Below are 18024 nucleotides of genomic sequence, written 5' to 3'. Positions count from 1 at the left end.
TTCTCTCTTAAATATTAACTCGTTACATCATTACGCAAATAATCAATCTCAATCGGCTGACTGGCTGACTGCCAGCGTACTAAGTTCAATGCCTTAAAAGCATTCTTTGCATCAGGAATGGATTGAACACTCTCTAAATGCGCCCATTGTGGGAAATAAATTGCGCCCGGACCAACTACATTGCTGACTTGCCAATCAGACAATTGCTGAGGCATTACCAATCTATCTTTCTGTAAGCATTGAAAACCACTATTTACGCTTTGATATAGCCCTGCATAACATTGCTGCATTCTGGCGTCTAAAAGCGCTAAAACAGCGCCTTCTTTTTCGCTACCTGCTGCCAGTAAAGCCAAAGATGACAAACAACCTATCGGCGTATTAAAAGCGGCAGCTAATCCAGCAGCAACGCTAGCGCCAACGCGCAAACCTGTAAAAGCTCCAGGTCCAGCGGAAAGAATAATGCCTGCTAAAGATTGCAGTGTGTAGCCAGATGCTTGAAATAACTCATCAATCATCGGCAAAATAACATCTGTGTGCTTTCCATGACCTTGATGGAAGCGAGAAAAAATACGTTCATCCGCACGTAGTGCGACTGAGCAGGCAGGAGTTGAAGTATCAATCGCCAATAATGGGCAAGAAAAATCAGGATTGTTCATGATAATCAAAAAACCGGTTAACGATATCAAGCTTAGTTGTACGAGTCATTCTAGGCAAACTCTCTAAAAAAATCTTTCCATAACGCTTTCCTGTAAGACGCGGATCACCAATTACTAAAACACCATAATCTTCCACATCGCGAATTAAACGCCCCACGCCCTGTTTAAGAGAAATCACCGCCTGAGGTAAGCTATCGTGGATAAAAGGCGATAACCCTTTTTCTTCTAACAAACGATGTCGTGTTTTCGTCACTGGATCATTAGGAACAGCGAATGGTAAACGGTCGATTACCACACAGACTAAACGATCTCCGCGGACATCGACCCCTTCCCAAAAGCTTGCCGTCGCTAATAATAAACCTTGTTTGCTTTCACGAAAATCAGCTAGTAACTGCGCCTTTGGTGCATCACCTTGTACAAAAAGCTGAAAACGTTCATCTTTCAACACCTCTTTTGCCGTATGCATCGCTTTATAGCTAGTAAATAATAAAAAGGCCCTTCCTTTGGTTCGTTTTAATACGGGCAAACTTGCTTCAATAAGCTTTTTTGTATAACTATTTTCATTCGGATTAGGTAAATTTTGAGGATGATATAGCAAAGATTGCATACGATAGTCAAAAGGACTTTCCAATTGCAATGTTGATACCTGCTCCGATAACCCCAATTCTCGTCTAAAATGATCAAATTTTCCGCCCACAGCTAAAGTAGCGGATAAGAACGTCCAACTAGCTCCGCTTTGCTTAATCCAATAAGCAAAGCGTCCAGCCGCATTGACAGGAACAGAATTTAAAACAAAACTCTTTTGACCAACATCTAGCCATTGCGCTAAAAAAATCGATGAGTTTTCCTTTTTTTCACTTTCTGCTTGCTCAGAGGAAGTAATATCTACTTTCTCTGATAAGGAGAGATTTTCAGCAACCGCTTTAACAGAGGCTGCTTCAACAGTCTGTTTAGATAATACTGGATTGCCTGATCGATCAATAAATAATGCCAGAATATCTAGCATTTTTCCAAGTCGTTCACTTAATTGATGAAGCTGTTTCCCACGCTCATGATGTGGAGAGAACTGTTTTTTAATCTTATAAAGCCTGTCTGATAAAGATTTTAAAGCTTTCCAAAAAGGCGCTAAAGCTAACAGCTCCTCACTTTCATAATGCGTTTCTTTAGTTTCCTTTAGCGAATTAATAACTTCTGCTAACGCTAGTGCACAAGGCGAAATTGCCGCTCTCAAATCTAGCGCATCAGGCGCTTCTTCAGCAACAGCAATGTTTAAATCATCCAGAAATAAACGAATTTGTCTTTGAGAAACACGCTCTCCTAAAAAATTAACGGCAATTTGTGGAAGATGATGCGCTTCATCAATAATAAACGCTTCAATATCTGGAAGAATTTCCGCAAATCCATCGCTTTTCAATGCAAAATCAGCTAATAATAAATGATGATTGACAACAACTAAATCAGCTTCTTTTGCTTTTTGGCGAGCTTTCTGCACAAAACATTCTTCAAAAAATTCACACTCTCTGCCTAAACAATTATCTGTCGTACTGGTGATGTGTTGAATAATCTCATGATCTTCCGGAATATTTTTTAAATTAACTAAATCTCCATCCTTAGTCGTTTTCGCAAAATGATCAATGCGTAAACGATACGTCTTATCTTCAGCAGACAGCAAAGGACGAGATTGAAGTTGTGCATAGTGGTAATGACAAAAATAATTTCTTCTGCCTTTCAATAAGGCTACTGAAACACCACTTTTCAAACCTTTTTTAACCAAAGGAATATCATGGGTAAAAATTTGCTCTTGTAAAGTTTTGGTTGCCGTTGAAACGAGCGTTTTCTTACCACGATAAATAGCGGGTAAAAGATAAGCAAATGTTTTGCCTGTACCTGTACCCGCTTCTGCTAATAAAACTGAATTATCATCAAGATTATCTGCAACCGCTTGTGCCAATAGTTGCTGACTTTCTCGCGGACGATAACCTTTTAATAAAGACGCCAAAGCCCCTTTCGGGGCAAATAGCGTTTCAATCTCATTCACCAAGATCAGAGAACTTAATAAGAGGCTGCTTTTTCAGCAGCTAAAATTGCGCCTTGATTATCGCCTAATGCTTTACGCGCATTAGCAATTAATGACCAACTTTTTTTCATCATTGCATTACTGCCCCCCTCTCTAATAGATTTTACTGCCATATTTTCCGCATCACGATAACGCCCTTGATGATAACGGATATTGGCAATGTCATAGAGAATTTTTGCATTTTTACTGTCAATACGATGCGCATTTTCCAAATAGCTTACAGCACCATCTAAATTGCCTTTTCCTAGCTCAGCATTTGCTTGTTTCAGTAAGCTACTAACTGCTGTTCCGCCAGACTTATTTTGCGCAGGCGGGTTTGTTGCTTTTGCAACTTTTGTATCACTCTCTTGAGAATTATTATTTGTTCTATTTTCAGATGCTGGTGCACTAACTTCATCACTCACCGATTGCTTAACAACCTCTTGTTGAACTGGACGAACTGGACGCGCATCTGAACGACTTTCTGAAAGCGTTGTATTATTTGTTGAAGTCTCTTCTGCAACTTTAGGCGTATCCGTTACACTGGGCGGAGCTTCATTACGAGTATTATTCGGGCGAACCGACCAACCGTCATCTACATTTGCTGTATTATTTTGCACAGCTGTTGGTCTAACAGGCGTGGTCGCATAAGGCGATGAACTACTTTCTTGAATGCCTCCGCCATAATTTTCTGCCGAATTTCTCACCGAATACGGCGGTGTTGGAACGCGATAAACAGCCGTCTGAGCAGGTTGCTGATTTACAACTGTTGAAGTAGGCAGTGCTTGTGTAACAGGTGGCTGATAGTTTGGCATCTGCTGAGCTTGCTGATGTCCATAATAAGTGTTTTGATTCGCTACTGGTGCTATTCCACCACCATACATCATATTGCTACAGCCGGTTAAAAGCGCAATAGCCACAACAAGTGTCAACCGGGAGATTTTCATATTTTCCACCTTAAATTCTATTTTTGAGTGAGATAAAAGCACAATTTTAATCTAAAAAATGTTAATTGTTAAACCAACCGCTTGGATCACCGCTGCTAACCGGTGGCGGATTGTCTACTCTTGGTGGCGTCATATCAACTCTTGGCGCACTAAAGCCACCAAAACCACTGTCATAAATATCATCATATTGTGGCGTGACTGGTCTAGGTGCTGCGCAATTTCCACCAAAACTTGGTTGATAACCAGCAATAAAAGGCAAATTAAGCGTATTACCACAACCACTACCCGCAACTAATCCATTATTACGGTTAATTTTAGCATTTACGATGCCGTCAGGTTGCTTAACCACTAAAGGTTCTAAAGAGAGCTTTTTCATTAAAGCAACCCATAAAGGTAAACCGCCAGTTCCACCAGAAAGCTTAGTAGAACGGTTTTGATCATTACCTACCCAAGCAACCGTTAGATAATTGCCAGCGAATCCTGCAAACCAGCTATCTCGATAATCATCAGTCGTTCCTGTTTTTCCTGCAAAATTATATTTCTTATCAAAGCTTTTATAAATAGAAGCTGCTGTTCCTCGGCGAGGAATTTCTTGCATTGCCGTCATAATTAAATAGTAAGGGGTTGGCTCAATGGCACGAATACTTTTCATTTCAAACCGATGAACCACTTTACCATCTGGTGTAGTAATTTCACGGATTGAGCGCAAAGGCTGATAATAACCACCAGATGCGAAAGTTTCATAAATCTGCGCGACTTCCAAAGGCGTCATCTGTACTGCGCCTAGTGCCAATGAAGGATAGGGACGAATATTATCTCTTGCGCCCAAACGTTTTAACGTTCCTACAATATCATTTAATCCTAAATCCAGCGCAATTCTCACCGTTGGAATATTATAAGATTTAACCAGTGAATCTATCAGCATCACTTGCCCATGATTACGACGGTCATAATTCTTAGGTGACCATTTTTCTCCACCTCGTGAATAATTTAGCGGGCTATCATCTAATAAAGTCGAAAGCGAATAACGTGTTGGATATTCCAAAGCGCTCAAATATACCATTGGTTTCACTAAAGAGCCGATTTGCCGCTTCGCAGATAGCGCTCTATTAAAGCCCTGTTCTCCAGCCACTCTTGAGCCAACAACAGAAACCACTTCCGCCGTTTGAGAATCCACAATGACCGCAGCTCCTTGTAAGAACTTACTTCTCAATCCCTTGCTACGCTCTAATTTTGGCAAAGTGTCTGATAAAGTATTTTGCATATCTTCTTGGACTTGAGGATTTAAAGTGGTAAAGATATTTAATCCCTGCTTCGTTAAGTCCTCTTTGTTATAGTTTTGGTAAAGCTGTTGATACACCAAATCCACAAACGCTGGGAAGCGGATTCTATCTCGTGTTTTTTCTTTTGGTACAACATCTAGCGGAAGGGCTGTCGCCAATTTTTCATCTTCATGACTAATCAAACCTTGTTGCGCCATTACCGATAAAATTAAATTTCTTCGGCGAATTGCATATTCTGGATGCGCTCTTGGATCAGCATTACCCGGCTCTCGCACTAAAGCCACTAACAAAGCAATTTGATGAAGATTTAATTCATTTAGCTTTTTATTAAAATAATACTCACTGGCCAGACCAAAACCATGAATAGCCCGCTGTCCATCTTGTCCCAAATAAATTTCATTGAGATAACCTTCTAAAATTTGCTTTTTAGTTGCATGACGCTCTAATACCAATGCCATGAGCATTTCTTTAACTTTACGAGAAATTTTACGCTCGTTGGTCAAATAATGATTTTTAATAAATTGCTGTGTTAAGGTCGAACCACCTTGTTGATCTTGTTTTTTAACAAAAGTCACATAAATAGAGCGAATAAGCCCTTTAGGGTCTATACCCGGATGTTTCCAAAAATTTCTATCCTCTGTGACTAAAATAGTATCAATTAGCACTTCTGGCACTTCGCTGAGTTTAACCAGAATTCTATCTTCTCTATGTTGAGGATAGATACTTGCAATTCTAAGCGGATTCAGCCTTTCTAAAGCGACTGACTCTAAACTGGTTAAATCATCAACGGCAGAAATCTTATCACTATCAAATTGAATCTGCATCCGGCGGGCATGACGAGTTTGATCCCAAAAATGAAATTCAGGCGCGTAGTAAATAACACTATTTTCACTAACACTATATTGCTCCGGTTTAATAACATTGCTTGTTCTCTGATATTCCAGTAATTTCAACTCTCGAACCAATTGCTCTAAGCTTATCGGCGCGCCTACATATAGCTCTAATGGTCGGGCGTAAACTCGAGCTGGCATTGACCATAAAGCCCCACCCAAATCTTGATCGTCCAAATGATAATCATGCTCTAATTTCTTTGCATACGTCCAAGCAATGATAATACCGAAAATAAATAATACCACGCCAACATAAAACAAATTTCGTAGAATTTTTAACACGATTTTTCCTTTTCTTAGACCGCAACAGGCGCTTTAATTGCTGAATGGCTGTGGTAATTTTCTAACTGAATATCTTCAAAACGATATTTGTCAATGTTCGATGCTTTACTTAATTTTAATGTTGGTAACGGATAAGGCTCTCTTGATAATTGCGTTTTTGCTTGGTCTAAATGATTTAGATATAAATGCACATCTCCACCTGTCCAAACAAAATCTCCTAACTCAAGTTCTGCCTGCTGCGCCATCATTATCGTCAATAAAGCATAACTAGCAATATTAAATGGAACACCTAAAAAAACATCTGCGGAACGCTGATAAAGCTGACAAGAAAGACGATTATCTGCAACATAAAATTGAAACAATACATGGCAAGGCATCAACGCCATACGCCCTAATTCAGGAACGTTCCAAGCAGATACCAACATTCGGCGAGAATCTGGCTGCGTTTTTAACATCTGTAAAACTTCTGTAATTTGATCAACGCCGCCAAAATCCCGCCATTGCTTACCATAAATAGGTCCTAGATTGCCTGACTCATCTGCCCATTCATCCCAAATAGACACGCCGTTTTCTTTAAGATAAGCAATATTTGTATCCCCTTTTAAAAACCATAATAGTTCATGTACCACTGACTTGAAATGAACTTTTTTGGTTGTCAATAAAGGAAATCCTTGATTCAAATCAAACCGCATTTGATAACCAAAAATTGATAACGTTCCTGTGCCTGTTCGATCTGTTTTTTGACTACCATGCATTAAAATATGATTGAGTAAATCTTGATAAACTTTCATACCGATGCCTTATTAACAAAGGGAAGTGACGCGGCTTTTACTGGACGAACCAAAAGCCATATTCCAATGGCTGCCATAGGAATAGTTAACATCTGCCCCATTGTCATATGGAAAAGATAATAACTCATTTGTGCGTCCTTCTCGCGGACAAATTCTACCAAGAAACGACCTAATGCATATCCCACTAAAAAAAGTCCTGTCACTCTACCGCGTGGTCTAGGTTTACGGGCATACCAATTTAGCAAAATCAGCAGCACAATCCCCTCCCAAAACGCTTCATATAATTGCGAAGGATGTCGAGGAAGACGGTCAGGCGCGGTTGTAAAAATCATTCCCCAAGGTAAATCTGTTGGTCTGCCCCATAATTCCCCATTGATAAAATTACCCATTCGACCAAAAAATAAACCAAATGGTACTAACGGCGCAATAAAATCCCCGATATCTAAAGTGTGGCGATGATAGCAATAAGCATAGCCGATGCAAGCTAACGTTACGCCTATCAATCCACCATGGAACGACATTCCACCATCTGTAATTTTAAAAGGCAGCAACGGATCTGCAATAATTGGCGCTAAACCATCTGCACCGATAATATAAAACAAAACATAACCTAATCGCCCCCCAACAATGGTGCCAATCATCAACCATGTCAGCAAATCACCAACTTGTTCTGCATTCCAGCCAAGCCCGGGACGGGTTTTTGCTTGATAAAGCCCTAGCCAATAACCTAATAGAAAACCAATTACATACATTAGCCCATACCAAGTGGCGCTAACAGGACCTATTGAAAAAATAACCGGATCAAATTGCGGATGGTGTAATGCCATTACCGTTACCTAACATTGAAAAAAACGACGCAATCATAGCACAAGCTATATCCTCTCGTGAGTTTCTACCTGAATAGTCATATACCCTTCTACTGGCTTTTTAACTATAAGTCGTTAAAACTGTCTCTACGTCTATGAGTGCGCATCATTCCTAAAAGCCCATTTAATAAGAATCCTGCAACAACTAATAGTCCACCTATAGTCATTTGCTTTTGAGACTTATCTTCCTCTAATCGCTTGTTACTATGTCTTAAATTTAAATTTTCTTGCTCAAGTGTCACTACTTGACTCTGCAACTCGCGATTACGTGCATCAATAGCAACCACATTTGCGGATGCTCTTTGCAATGCGACTAATTCAGCTCGACTTCTGGTGGCATTTTCTTCTGCCACTGCTAGACGATTTTGAAGTGTTGAAATCATTGCAGTATGATTTTCTTTATCATTTGCTAATACTGTATTTTGACTTTGTAGCTGATTAAGCTGCGTATTTTGTTCATTAAAGCGGATTTGAATACTGGGACTATACATAATATTTTTTGCCCAAACCCAGCCTTCTAAGTGCTCCGTTTTAATATGCATATATCGGCCATCTTTACTTTTGCCTAAAACCGTAATAGGTACGCCTGCTTTTAATGAACCGATATACTTCCCATTAACTTCTGGCGCATCGCTTACAGAAGTTTGCAATGCATCGCTAATCCAAGCTTGCTCAGCGGCATAACTTGATATAGACAAACAAAAACCTAACAAGCCAATCAGCGAAATCATCAATCTTTTCATAAAACATTCTCTCTTTAAATATTCTCTCGTTGCGCTAAGGCTAATAATTCTATCCATAATGTTTTTTTTTCCAGAGGATTGTCTAAGAGCAAGGCAGGGTGAGTTAGCTTTAAAGGCTGTATAGAAAACCTATAACCATATTCTATTAGCTGCTTTACCACATTGTCTGAACCAACACTTATCCATTGACGTTCTGAAAGCCGCTTAACAAAAGACATTTCTTTAGAAACGGCATAACGTGGCGCTTGCTCAAACGAATGACTAAATACTTGTTTAAAATCTTCAGCTATTTTTACCAAATTAACAGATTGCAAAGCATTCAAAAATAATTCTTCTTCAGCAACTGCTGCAAATAAATGAAAATGAGGGTTTCGATACCACAGTGGGGGAAATAGCCAAGCTAGCGAAGTATTTTTGGCATAAATAGCCGTAAAAGTCTTAGCGTCAAAAACCTGTAAGTCGCCTATTGTATAGCCTATGGATAAAGATTTATTATCGGTTAATAACTGTTGATCAGACAAAGAAGACAAATTATCCGCTTTTTGAACCAAGCACGTCGAATGCTCAGTAGGACTATCGGATACTATCTGTCTAGTTGTTGATTGCTGAGTAAGAAACTGCGCTCTAGGTAAATAACGTCGATACCCTAATAACTGCCAAGTCCGCCTAAGCTTTGGCGTTGGTTCTAACGAGGACGACGTTTTTTGTACCATCGCCATATCATCCACACAGGACCATGTAAGGCATAAACAACAAACAAACCAAATAACATCGGAGCCGGCTCTAAAAAAACTAATGCTAGAATAATTGCAGGAATAACAGCATAAGTAAAAGGAATTCTTCCTTCTATTTTTAATGACTTACCACTAAAATACTTAATATTTGTTACCATTGCTAATCCACAAAGAATTAACAAACCCGTCGCTACAAGTGTTACTGCTTTAGGCGACCAATCATAATGCGTCCCCACCCAAACAAATCCCGCAACGACGCCTGCTGAAGCTGGACTAGGTAATCCTACAAAAAAAGCCTTATCAACAACATTTACTTGTGTATTAAAGCGCGCTAACCGTAAAGCTGCGCAAACAGCATAAATAAAAGCGGCCATCCATCCTAGTCGACTAGGTACCATCGGTTCTTCTGCAATTAAATGCAAAGACCATTGATACATCACCATGGCAGGCGCAACGCCAAAAGAAACCAAATCGGATAACGAATCATATTGCACACCAAAATCACTTTGTGTACCTGTTAGCCTTGCCACTCGTCCATCAAGACCATCAAAAATCATCGCCACAAAAATTAAAGCTGCTGCAAAAGCAAATCTTCCATCAGCAGAAGCTAAAATGGCATAAAAGCCACAAAACATTGCTGCTGTTGTTACTAAATTTGGCAGAATATATACGCCGCGACTAGGGCTTGTCATATTATTCTCCTGTAATAGATTGATAAATTTTCAATAATATATTAGCAGGTGAAGATGAGGCTGTAATTGGGCGACCAATAACCAAATAATCGCTACCTGCTGCTAGCGCTTGCTTTGGTGTCATAATACGAGATTGATCATTAACTGCTGTTCCTTCTGGCCGAATACCAGGCGTTACCGTTAAAAACGATTGAGCAGTTCTCTCCTTAATTGCAGAAGCTTCGTGAGCAGAGCAAACGACACCATCTAACCCACAATCATAAGATAAACGCGCTAAACGGTTGACCTGCTCATCTAAATGATCACGAATTCCAATAACAGCTAACTCTATTTCAGACAAACTGGTTAAAACCGTTACTGCAATAAGTAATGGTCGATGATGATACTGGGCTAATCGTTCGGCAGCTGTAGCCAACATTTTCTGCCCACCGGAAGCATGAACATTCACCATCCAAACCCCTAAATCTGCTGCCGCACTAACCGCATCTGCTACTGTATTGGGAATATCGTGATATTTCAAATCTAAAAAAACTTCAAAACCTCTTTGATGAAGTGCTTCAATCACAGCAATACCAGAGCGCGTAAACATTGCTTTACCGATTTTCAAACGACATTGATTTGGTGAAAGCTGTTCGGCTAACGCAATCGCTTCAGATAAATTAGCCGTATCTACTGCGACAATAATGGGAGAATTTGGCATTAACGCTGCTCCAATTTAAGCTCAATTAAAGGTCTAAAACTGCTCCATGCATGACAAGCAGGACAATGCCATACTATTCTTTGCTGACGAAATCCGCATTCATTACATTGATAAACCGTTTTAGGTTCGATACTGCGTCCCAATAACTCCCCAAGTGCTTTAGCTGAGGCATCTGGATGATAATGAAGAAAAGCCGATAATAACAAAGGTTGATGTTGCCCTTCTAAACGCGATTTTATTAGCGCAAAAGCTTTTGACACATCGAAGGTGGCAAGATATTGCGCAACAGCTAAAGTTAAACGAGTTTGTTTTAGCGAAGCTTCTTTGTCTTTTAACCAACTCAAATACTCATCGTCTCTAGCAATAGCATGATAAGCCTCAAACATAGCTGGCAAAATATCGGGAACAAAATCATCTGCTTGTTCTGCAATAGAATGATAATGATAAATAGCAGATACCCAGTTGGCATTTTGGACAGCAATTTGCGCTTGCATCCAATACGCTCTTCCACAACGAGAGTCACTTTCCAATGCCAACTTCAAATATTCATTTGCCTTCGTAAGACATTTTTTTAAAAAATATTTTTCAGCCAACTCACAATAATAATGTGCAATTTGTGATCGACGATTACCATAGCCTGAATTTTGCCATAGCTCACTAATTTCTATTGCTTTCTGCCATTGTGCGGTTCGCTCATAAATCCGCCATAAAGCGATATAAACCTCTTGCGAACGAAAGTTTTTATCTGCTAATGGTTCAAGCAACTCTTGCGCCTGACGAAACATACCTGACGCTAAATAATCTTCTGCTAGCTCATACTCAACTGCAAAAAGCTGATTCTGCTCTAAGGCCGGTAAATCTGCCAACTGGCGATGTAAATGAAGTGCCCTATCTAACTCTCCACGCTTACGAAAAAGCGCACCTAGCGTTAGCTGGTTATCAAATGTCTGACGATCAATTTCTGCCATAGAAAGAAATACATCTATCGCTTTATCCGTTTGATCATTTAATAAAAAACTTAACCCTTCAAAATAAGCCGTACGAGATTTTGATAAACGCAAATCCCGCGCCTCTTTACGCATACCAATCCACCAGCCAGACCATGCTGCCAGTGGGAGTAAAAAAATAACTAACCACTCACTCATTTTGATTTAAGCAAAAATTAAACTTTTCTGCTATTCTCAAATTCACGACGCAACTCAGATTCTTCAAATTTATCATATTCTGCTACAAGCTGTTTTTCTAAAGCTAAAGCACGGCTACGCCAATAGAGAGTTTTAATACCAAACACTAATAAAGTTAGCAATGCGCCAAAAACAAATGAAATTAGCATAACAAAAATCAGAGGAATTTCTTTTTGCGCAACAACATAATCAAAATTTACTTTTGTACTATTAAATAATCCCAAAACAGCAAATAATATGCCTAATAGAATAACTACTATATATAAACCCCATCGTTTCATCATCTACTCCTTATAAACCGGCCTAAAGTCTATTATCATACCGATAAATGCCAAGCATTTAAACGCATTCCTAAAAGCCCAAAACATCGCTCATTGAATATAAGCCTGGCTCACGTCCCTTCAACCATTTTGCTGCTACCAAAGCACCTCTTGCAAAAATAGTCCTATCTTGAGCGCGATGTGTTAGCTCTAGTCTTTCATGATCATTAATGAAATATACCGTATGCTCACCACAAATATCGCCACCGCGCAACACAGAAAAGCCAATCTCTCCTTCTTTTCTGGCAGTATCATGGGGATAAGATTTATGCTGTGCAAAATCAATTTTTCGCCCTTGTGCAACCGCTTCCCCAAGCCGTAACGCTGTTCCTGAAGGCGAGTCAATCTTTCTACGATGATGACTTTCAAAAATTTCTACATCCCAATCTTTGGCTGGCAAAACCTCTGCTACACGCCTAGTCACTTCAATTAAAACATTGACTCCCAAACTCGTATTTGCTGCTAACACAATCGGGATATGTTTTGCCGCTTTTTCTATCCACTGTCTTGTATCATTATTAAATCCCGTTGTTCCAATCATCAAAGGGCGATCATATCGCTGACACAAAGGGAGAAGTGCCAATGTGGCATCAGGACGAGTAAAATCAATAATCACCTCTGATTTTTGACACAAAATTTCTAAATTTGCTGTCGGCTTTAAAGAAGAGGGAATATCAGAAATCTTATCTAATGGCTTGTTATACCATTCATGGCTACTACGCACGGATACTGCTGTTAACTCAACATCCTCATCTGCCAAAGCAGCTTTAGCAATTTCCTGCCCCATTTTCCCGTTAACACCGTGAATAGCGATTTTCACTTTTTAACTCCTTATCTACCCAATTACAACTCAACATATCCTACTATAAACGGTATCATACCGTTTTCCACGAAAAAAGCATGTTCAATGTCTCACTCTGATGATCAACCTAATAGTTTTGCGGCGCTTATTGGCAAAATCGAACCAATCAAGCCATCAAAAACCGTTAAAGACTTTGGACGACAACCCAAAATCCGACAAAAACGCCGAATTGAGCTCAAAATATTCGCCTTGCAACACGAACTTATTCATCCCAAATTGCTGAGTGTTACGATTTTCTCTCGCCTCATGAATGGAATGCCATGCAATCTGGACGCGTTTTCATCGATAGAATTTTAGATTTTCATGGTTACTTTGTCGATGAAGCCTTACGTGTCTTAGATGATGCCCTAATAGAACGACGCAACCGCCGCCCAATTTATTGGCAAATTATTCATGGCAAAGGACGAAATACACAAAACGAAACCATTTCTCCTCTAAAAGTCTTTATTATTGAGCACTTGCGCATTCATTCAGCAATTTCTGCTTTGGTTTCTATCCAAGATAGCCGAGGAGAAAGTGGGGCCGTATTGGTTCGTCTAAGACCCAGAGAAAAACATTAATCTCTAAAATAAATTTCTTAACCTATCAACGCAATGAGCCAAAGCAAAGCACATAATCCTAAACTGATAAACTGTGCGGCGGATACAACATCTTTAGCACGTTTCGCTAAAGGATGTTTCTCTAAAGACGTATGATCAACTGCCGCCTCGACTGCCGTATTGATTAACTCTACAATCAATGAAAAAAAAGAAGCAAAAATCAGTAACATTTTAACGGCGATATTAGGAATAAATAAAACCGCCACTAAACATAAAATACTGTGCAATACCAATAATTGACGAAACCCAGATTCACTACAAGCCGCTTTAAGTCCATCTATGGAATAAAAATAAGCATTACGAATTCTATATAACCCCTTTTTCCCTTTCATTTTCTGTGCATACTTCTCTAATTCACTGCTGCTTTTCATTCTGCTTAACTCACTTAAAAATTCATATAATGCCATTAAAGACCGTCAGCGGCCTGCGCACACTAAACCTCAACAAAATAATTTTCAAAACTTCTTAGTATGTATATAGAAATAGCCACTTATGAGAGATATTATTAAATTGAGACCTTTGCAAAAAAACATAAAATAGAGAAATTTCAATTTTTTAAGTTTTGAAAATATATTAAAATCATAGTGTTAACTTTTCTACTAGTAGCAAAAATTAGTATAAAACGGAATTTTGCAAAGGTCTCAAATCATTAAAGAATGACCAAATAACGTGTATAGAATGTACCGTTTTTTATAATAATTTAGATATAAACTCAAAATATCAAAAAACTTTACTCATCATCTCCTAAATACCCACCCGTTTGCCGTGACCATAACCGTGCATACATCCCATTTTGAGCTAATAACTCATCATGACTACCTTGCTCAATAATCTGTCCCGCTTCCAAAACAATCAATCTATCCATTTGAGCAATCGTTGAAAGACGATGTGCAATCGCAATCACCGTTTTACCCTCCATCAATTGATTTAAACTTTCCTGAATAGCTGCTTCTACTTCCGAATCTAATGCAGAAGTTGCTTCATCTAAAATTAAAATTGGCGCATCTTTTAACAATACCCTTGCAATCGCGATTCGTTGGCGTTGCCCGCCTGATAATTTCACGCCTCTTTCCCCTACCTGCGCTGACAGACCAGTATTTCCTTGCGGATCAGAAAGCGTCGCAATAAATTCCGCTGCTTCAGCTTGTGCAATGGCTCTTACTAGCTCTGCCTCTGTCGCATCTGGTTTTCCATACAAAATATTCTCGCGAACAGAGCGATGTAATAAAGATGTATCTTGGGTTACCATTGCAATATGCGAACGTAAACTTTCCTGCGTAACCTGTGCAATATCTTGATCATCAATCAAAATTTTTCCCGATTGAACATCATAAAAACGTAATAGCGCATTAACCAAAGTGGATTTTCCTGCGCCACTTCTTCCAACCAAACCTATTTTTTCACCTGCTCGAATATGTAAATTCAAATCCTTAATCACCGACAAATGCGCCTCTCCATCCTTTGCCATTCGTCGATAACTAAAACTCACATGCTCAAATCGAATATCACCTGCTGTTAAGACCAATGGCTTAGCATCTACCGCATCCATCACTGTTTTTGGTAGTGCCAACATATTCATCCCATCAGTAATCGTGCCAATCTGCTCAAAAAGTCCGCTAATTTCCCACATAACCCAATGCGACATACCATTCATTCTTAATGCCAAACTTACCGCAACTGCAATCGCACCTGCACCAAGAACGCATTCTATCCACAAGCCAATCCCTGTCGCTGCAACAAAGAAAATTAAAAGATAATTCATTAGCCCCATAAGGACATCAAGCCCTGTTACTAACCGAAATTGCCGATAAACCGTTTGCATAAAACCATTCATAGAATCTCTTGCATACTCACTTTCCCTATGTGTATGCGCAAAAAGCTTGACTGTTGAAATATTAGTATAAGCGTCTGTAATTCGCCCAGTCATCGTTGAGCGCGCATGTGCTTGCTCTTGAGACACTTGCTTTAAACGAGGGACAAAACAGCGTTGTAGAAAAATATAGCCAATAAACCATAAACCGATTGGAATTAACAATGCCCAATGCAAGCTTGCCAGCAATACAAACATCGATAAAAAATACACTGCCACATAAACCATGACATCCATTGTTTTTAAAATCAACTCTCTAATAGCTAATGCTGTTTGCATCACCTTAGTTGAAATTCGTCCAGCAAACTCATCTTGATAGAAACTCATACTTTGATCTAAAAGATGACGATGCATTCGCCAACGCACTGCCATTGGAAAATTACCCATCAAAGATTGATGTCGGACTAAAGACGATAATGTATTGACAACTGGTAAAGCGATAACCAAAACAAAGGCCATTGACCATAATCGCCATTGTTCATCTTGTAAAAAAGTTTCTGGATGTGAATTGCCTAGCCAATCTACAATGCGCCCCATAAAAGCAAATAAAGACACTTCCATAATGGCTAACAACAAACTAAATACAGCTACCGAAATCACTGGTAGCCAAAAACCTTTCGCATAAAATCGACAAAAAGCTAATAACTTTTTGGGTGGAGAATCGAGAGAATTATCAGGAAATGGATTGGTCCAGCGTTCAAAAAAATTCAACATATTTTAAAACCCTTTGTCTATTTAGACTTTTCTCTTTCTGCTATAGCTTAATAATTATTTGGCAGATAAACATAAAATTGCGCTTTCATTATAAGAAAGCTCAAAGTATTAAAGAATACCCTAAATCTTATTTGATTAGACTATTTCTTATCCAGAAATAAAAGTCCTAATACTAATTTTTCAAAAAAAAAAAAGATGCTATCTCAAAGATAGCATCTAGATTAAGAGTACTTGAGTTAAATCAAAAATACTCTTAGCAAAAATAAAGAATTATTTTTGCTGTGCTTTCGCCATTTCAATAATTTGTTTCACTTGTGGCACAGCCGCTTCACAACCTTTTTTAGCTTGTTCCTTTTCAGTATCTGACATTTTTTCATAAGCTTCACGAGCCATTTTCTTACGAGTAGCTTCATCACCAACTGCTTCAAATTGCGCTTTCATTTCTGGCATAATTTCAGCTGCTTGAGCAGATAAATCCTCTAACTCAGCACAAGCTGCAGGATAGTCATCTGCATGAGCAGCAAAAGCAGTCATTGCTAAAGAAGCGATTAATAATTTTTTCATTTCATTTCCTTTTGTTTTAGATAAAAAATAAGAATAAATAATTTCTTAAAGACATTCTTTATTCTTAGAAAAAGATTTTAGCCATTAAATGCATCAATCAACTGATTAAAAGCACGAAGTAGTTTATAAGGACTGCCAGAAACCATCCAACCACTTTGCGGATTTAACTGGGTTTGCTCACCTTTACTATAAGGCGTTTTATCTCTGACACGACGCATACGCTCTTTCGCTGCAACAATAAAGTTTTCTGCTGCTTGGTTTACCCTAATAAAATCAACTTCCTCATTAGGATGCTCTTTAAGGTAATTCAGCAAAATATCATTTGCATCCTCAAAAGTGCTAATTTCTTTAGTGGCGTTATCAATATCAAACTCATCGTTCGTCATTGAATTTGTCAAATCTTTTGCAGTAACCACCATTAAAAGCGTTGCATATTCTGTACTTTTTGGATCTTCTGCTTTGAGTTTTTCTAATAATTCACGTTGGCTTTTATCATTGATGTTATCAAGCTCACCAGAAAGATTTTCACTTGCCACTTCAAAGTCATCCATTGCCTTCACTAGACCGGGATGAATTTCTTTTCCTTTGGCAAAATTGTCGTCTTTGTAATTCTCACGACTATAATATTTATCTGCTTCTTGCACTTTTTCATCTAATGCTAATAACGCATCTAAATATTTTTGCGCTGCTGTATCTAACGCTTCATTCTTAGGTTCGGCAGCAATCGCTTGAGGCATATTCTCTTTACAAGCTTCTACACCATTTAAGCTATATAAGCCATAAATATTTTTTTCTTTACCAGTAGGACTCTTTTGCTTGTCTTTAACCCAACTTTCATAACGATGAATACTACTGATTGCACGTTCATCCGCATCATTATAACAATCAATATAAGTATTCATTTTTTCCGCTAAATTATCGCTAGTTTCAGCAAGCGCTTGCTGTCCTAAATAAATAAGCAGAAGTTAGTCCTAAAGCCACAGATAGTAATCTTTTTGCCATATAGTTCGTAAAGTTTAAATTTAACATACGAAAATATTATACAGAGATTTTAACCAATGAAAATACTCATAATTTATAAAAAAATTATCGCTATATCCCAATCCCCCAACTATGCATACAACAAAACAAAACAAAACAAAACAAAACAAAACAAAACAAAACAAAACAAAACAAAACAAAACAAAACAAAACAAAACAAAACAAAACAAAACAAAACAAAACAAAACAAAACAAAACAAAACAAAACAAAACAAAATCAACAACARAAC

General features: G+C 38.6%; 20 protein-coding genes. 3 read left to right on the top strand and 17 right to left on the bottom strand.

Translation table 11 applies throughout. The features are described from left to right. Nucleotides 1–14: 14 nt before the first annotated feature. The 13 genes from tsaB to dapB form a co-directional block, all read right to left on the bottom strand. Nucleotides 15–656 carry a tRNA (adenosine(37)-N6)-threonylcarbamoyltransferase complex dimerization subunit type 1 TsaB gene (gene tsaB, locus A5N85_RS00925; RefSeq protein ID WP_072575539.1) on the bottom strand — a complete coding sequence of 214 codons (642 nt, stop codon included), beginning with the start codon at nt 654–656 and terminating at the stop codon, nt 15–17. Next, the gene (gene yoaA / locus A5N85_RS00920) at nt 643–2694 is read right to left on the bottom strand and encodes a DNA repair helicase YoaA (protein WP_072575538.1); all 2052 of its coding nucleotides are present in this window, start codon (nt 2692–2694) and stop codon (nt 643–645) included. The genes tsaB and yoaA overlap by 14 nt, the downstream gene beginning before the upstream one ends. Before the next feature lie 14 nt (nt 2695–2708). Continuing rightward, nucleotides 2709–3659, bottom strand: coding sequence for a tetratricopeptide repeat protein (locus tag A5N85_RS00915; protein ID WP_072575537.1), 951 nt, complete (start codon nt 3657–3659; stop codon nt 2709–2711). Nucleotides 3660–3720: 61 nt separating this feature from the next. Further along, nucleotides 3721–6114 (bottom strand): penicillin-binding protein 1B, encoded by a 2394-nt coding sequence (gene mrcB / locus A5N85_RS00910; protein ID WP_072575536.1) that lies wholly within the window; start codon nt 6112–6114, stop codon nt 3721–3723. 14 nt (nt 6115–6128) lie between these two features. Beyond that, entirely contained in the window at nt 6129–6905 is a 777-nt protein-coding gene (locus A5N85_RS00905; protein ID WP_072575535.1) for a thymidylate synthase, read from the bottom strand. Beyond that, entirely contained in the window at nt 6902–7732 is an 831-nt protein-coding gene (lgt, locus tag A5N85_RS00900; RefSeq protein ID WP_072575534.1) for a prolipoprotein diacylglyceryl transferase, read from the bottom strand. Before lgt ends, A5N85_RS00905 begins: the two co-directional genes overlap by 4 nt. Nucleotides 7733–7836: 104 nt before the next feature. Next, nucleotides 7837–8514, bottom strand: coding sequence for a TIGR04211 family SH3 domain-containing protein (locus A5N85_RS00895; protein ID WP_072575533.1), 678 nt, complete (start codon nt 8512–8514; stop codon nt 7837–7839). Between the two features lie 14 nt (nt 8515–8528). Continuing rightward, the gene (locus A5N85_RS00890) at nt 8529–9233 is read right to left on the bottom strand and encodes a hypothetical protein (RefSeq protein ID WP_143143139.1); all 705 of its coding nucleotides are present in this window, start codon (nt 9231–9233) and stop codon (nt 8529–8531) included. After that, nucleotides 9200–9940, bottom strand: coding sequence for a CDP-diacylglycerol--serine O-phosphatidyltransferase (gene pssA / locus A5N85_RS00885; RefSeq protein ID WP_072575531.1), 741 nt, complete (start codon nt 9938–9940; stop codon nt 9200–9202). The genes A5N85_RS00890 and pssA overlap by 34 nt, the downstream gene beginning before the upstream one ends. Nucleotide 9941: 1 nt before the next feature. Continuing rightward, nucleotides 9942–10640 (bottom strand): orotidine-5'-phosphate decarboxylase, encoded by a 699-nt coding sequence (pyrF, locus tag A5N85_RS00880; protein ID WP_072575530.1) that lies wholly within the window; start codon nt 10638–10640, stop codon nt 9942–9944. After that, complete coding sequence (locus A5N85_RS00875) at nt 10640–11785, bottom strand: hypothetical protein (RefSeq protein WP_072575529.1); 1146 nt, start codon at nt 11783–11785, stop codon at nt 10640–10642. Before A5N85_RS00875 ends, pyrF begins: the two co-directional genes overlap by 1 nt. Nucleotides 11786–11802: 17 nt before the next feature. Beyond that, nucleotides 11803–12108: a LapA family protein gene (locus A5N85_RS00870; protein WP_084601495.1), complete on the bottom strand. Its 306-nt coding sequence runs from the start codon at nt 12106–12108 to the stop codon at nt 11803–11805. Nucleotides 12109–12175: 67 nt separating this feature from the next. Next, nucleotides 12176–12964: a 4-hydroxy-tetrahydrodipicolinate reductase gene (gene dapB / locus A5N85_RS00865; RefSeq protein ID WP_072575527.1), complete on the bottom strand. Its 789-nt coding sequence runs from the start codon at nt 12962–12964 to the stop codon at nt 12176–12178. 87 nt (nt 12965–13051) lie between these two features. On the opposite strand from dapB, the gene A5N85_RS14940 reads away from it, so the two are divergent. Next, nucleotides 13052–13303: a hypothetical protein gene (locus A5N85_RS14940; RefSeq protein ID WP_143143138.1), complete on the top strand. Its 252-nt coding sequence runs from the start codon at nt 13052–13054 to the stop codon at nt 13301–13303. Then, a complete protein-coding gene (locus A5N85_RS00860) occupies nt 13267–13566 on the top strand; it encodes a Smr/MutS family protein (protein WP_072575526.1) in 300 nt (99 codons plus the stop codon). Before A5N85_RS14940 ends, A5N85_RS00860 begins: the two co-directional genes overlap by 37 nt. A gap of 17 nt (nt 13567–13583) precedes the next feature. Here A5N85_RS00860 and A5N85_RS00855 read toward each other — a convergent pair whose 3' ends face one another. From A5N85_RS00855 to A5N85_RS00840, 4 genes are all read right to left on the bottom strand, one after another. Next, the gene (locus tag A5N85_RS00855; protein WP_072575525.1) at nt 13584–13976 is read right to left on the bottom strand and encodes a diacylglycerol kinase; all 393 of its coding nucleotides are present in this window, start codon (nt 13974–13976) and stop codon (nt 13584–13586) included. A 359-nt stretch (nt 13977–14335) separates the two neighbouring features. Beyond that, nucleotides 14336–16189, bottom strand: a complete 1854-nt coding sequence (locus A5N85_RS00850) for an ABC transporter ATP-binding protein (RefSeq protein ID WP_072575524.1) — start codon at nt 16187–16189, stop codon at nt 14336–14338. 270 nt (nt 16190–16459) lie between these two features. Then, nucleotides 16460–16753, bottom strand: coding sequence for a hypothetical protein (locus A5N85_RS00845; RefSeq protein ID WP_072575523.1), 294 nt, complete (start codon nt 16751–16753; stop codon nt 16460–16462). Nucleotides 16754–16830: 77 nt separating this feature from the next. Beyond that, on the bottom strand, nt 16831–17709 hold the full coding sequence (locus A5N85_RS00840; RefSeq protein WP_281268181.1) for a YiiG family protein: 879 nt from the start codon (nt 17707–17709) through the stop codon (nt 16831–16833). 102 nt (nt 17710–17811) lie between these two features. Here A5N85_RS00840 and A5N85_RS15510 point away from each other — a divergent pair. Beyond that, the coding region (locus tag A5N85_RS15510) for a hypothetical protein (RefSeq protein ID WP_211268023.1) at nt 17812–18024 on the top strand (213 nt) is incomplete at its 3' end.

Origin of the sequence: Suttonella ornithocola (genome assembly GCF_001889065.1) — a bacterium.
Taxonomy (GTDB): Bacteria; Pseudomonadota; Gammaproteobacteria; order Cardiobacteriales; family Cardiobacteriaceae; genus Suttonella_A; species Suttonella_A ornithocola.
This window is presented reverse-complemented; position numbering and strand designations above follow the sequence as displayed.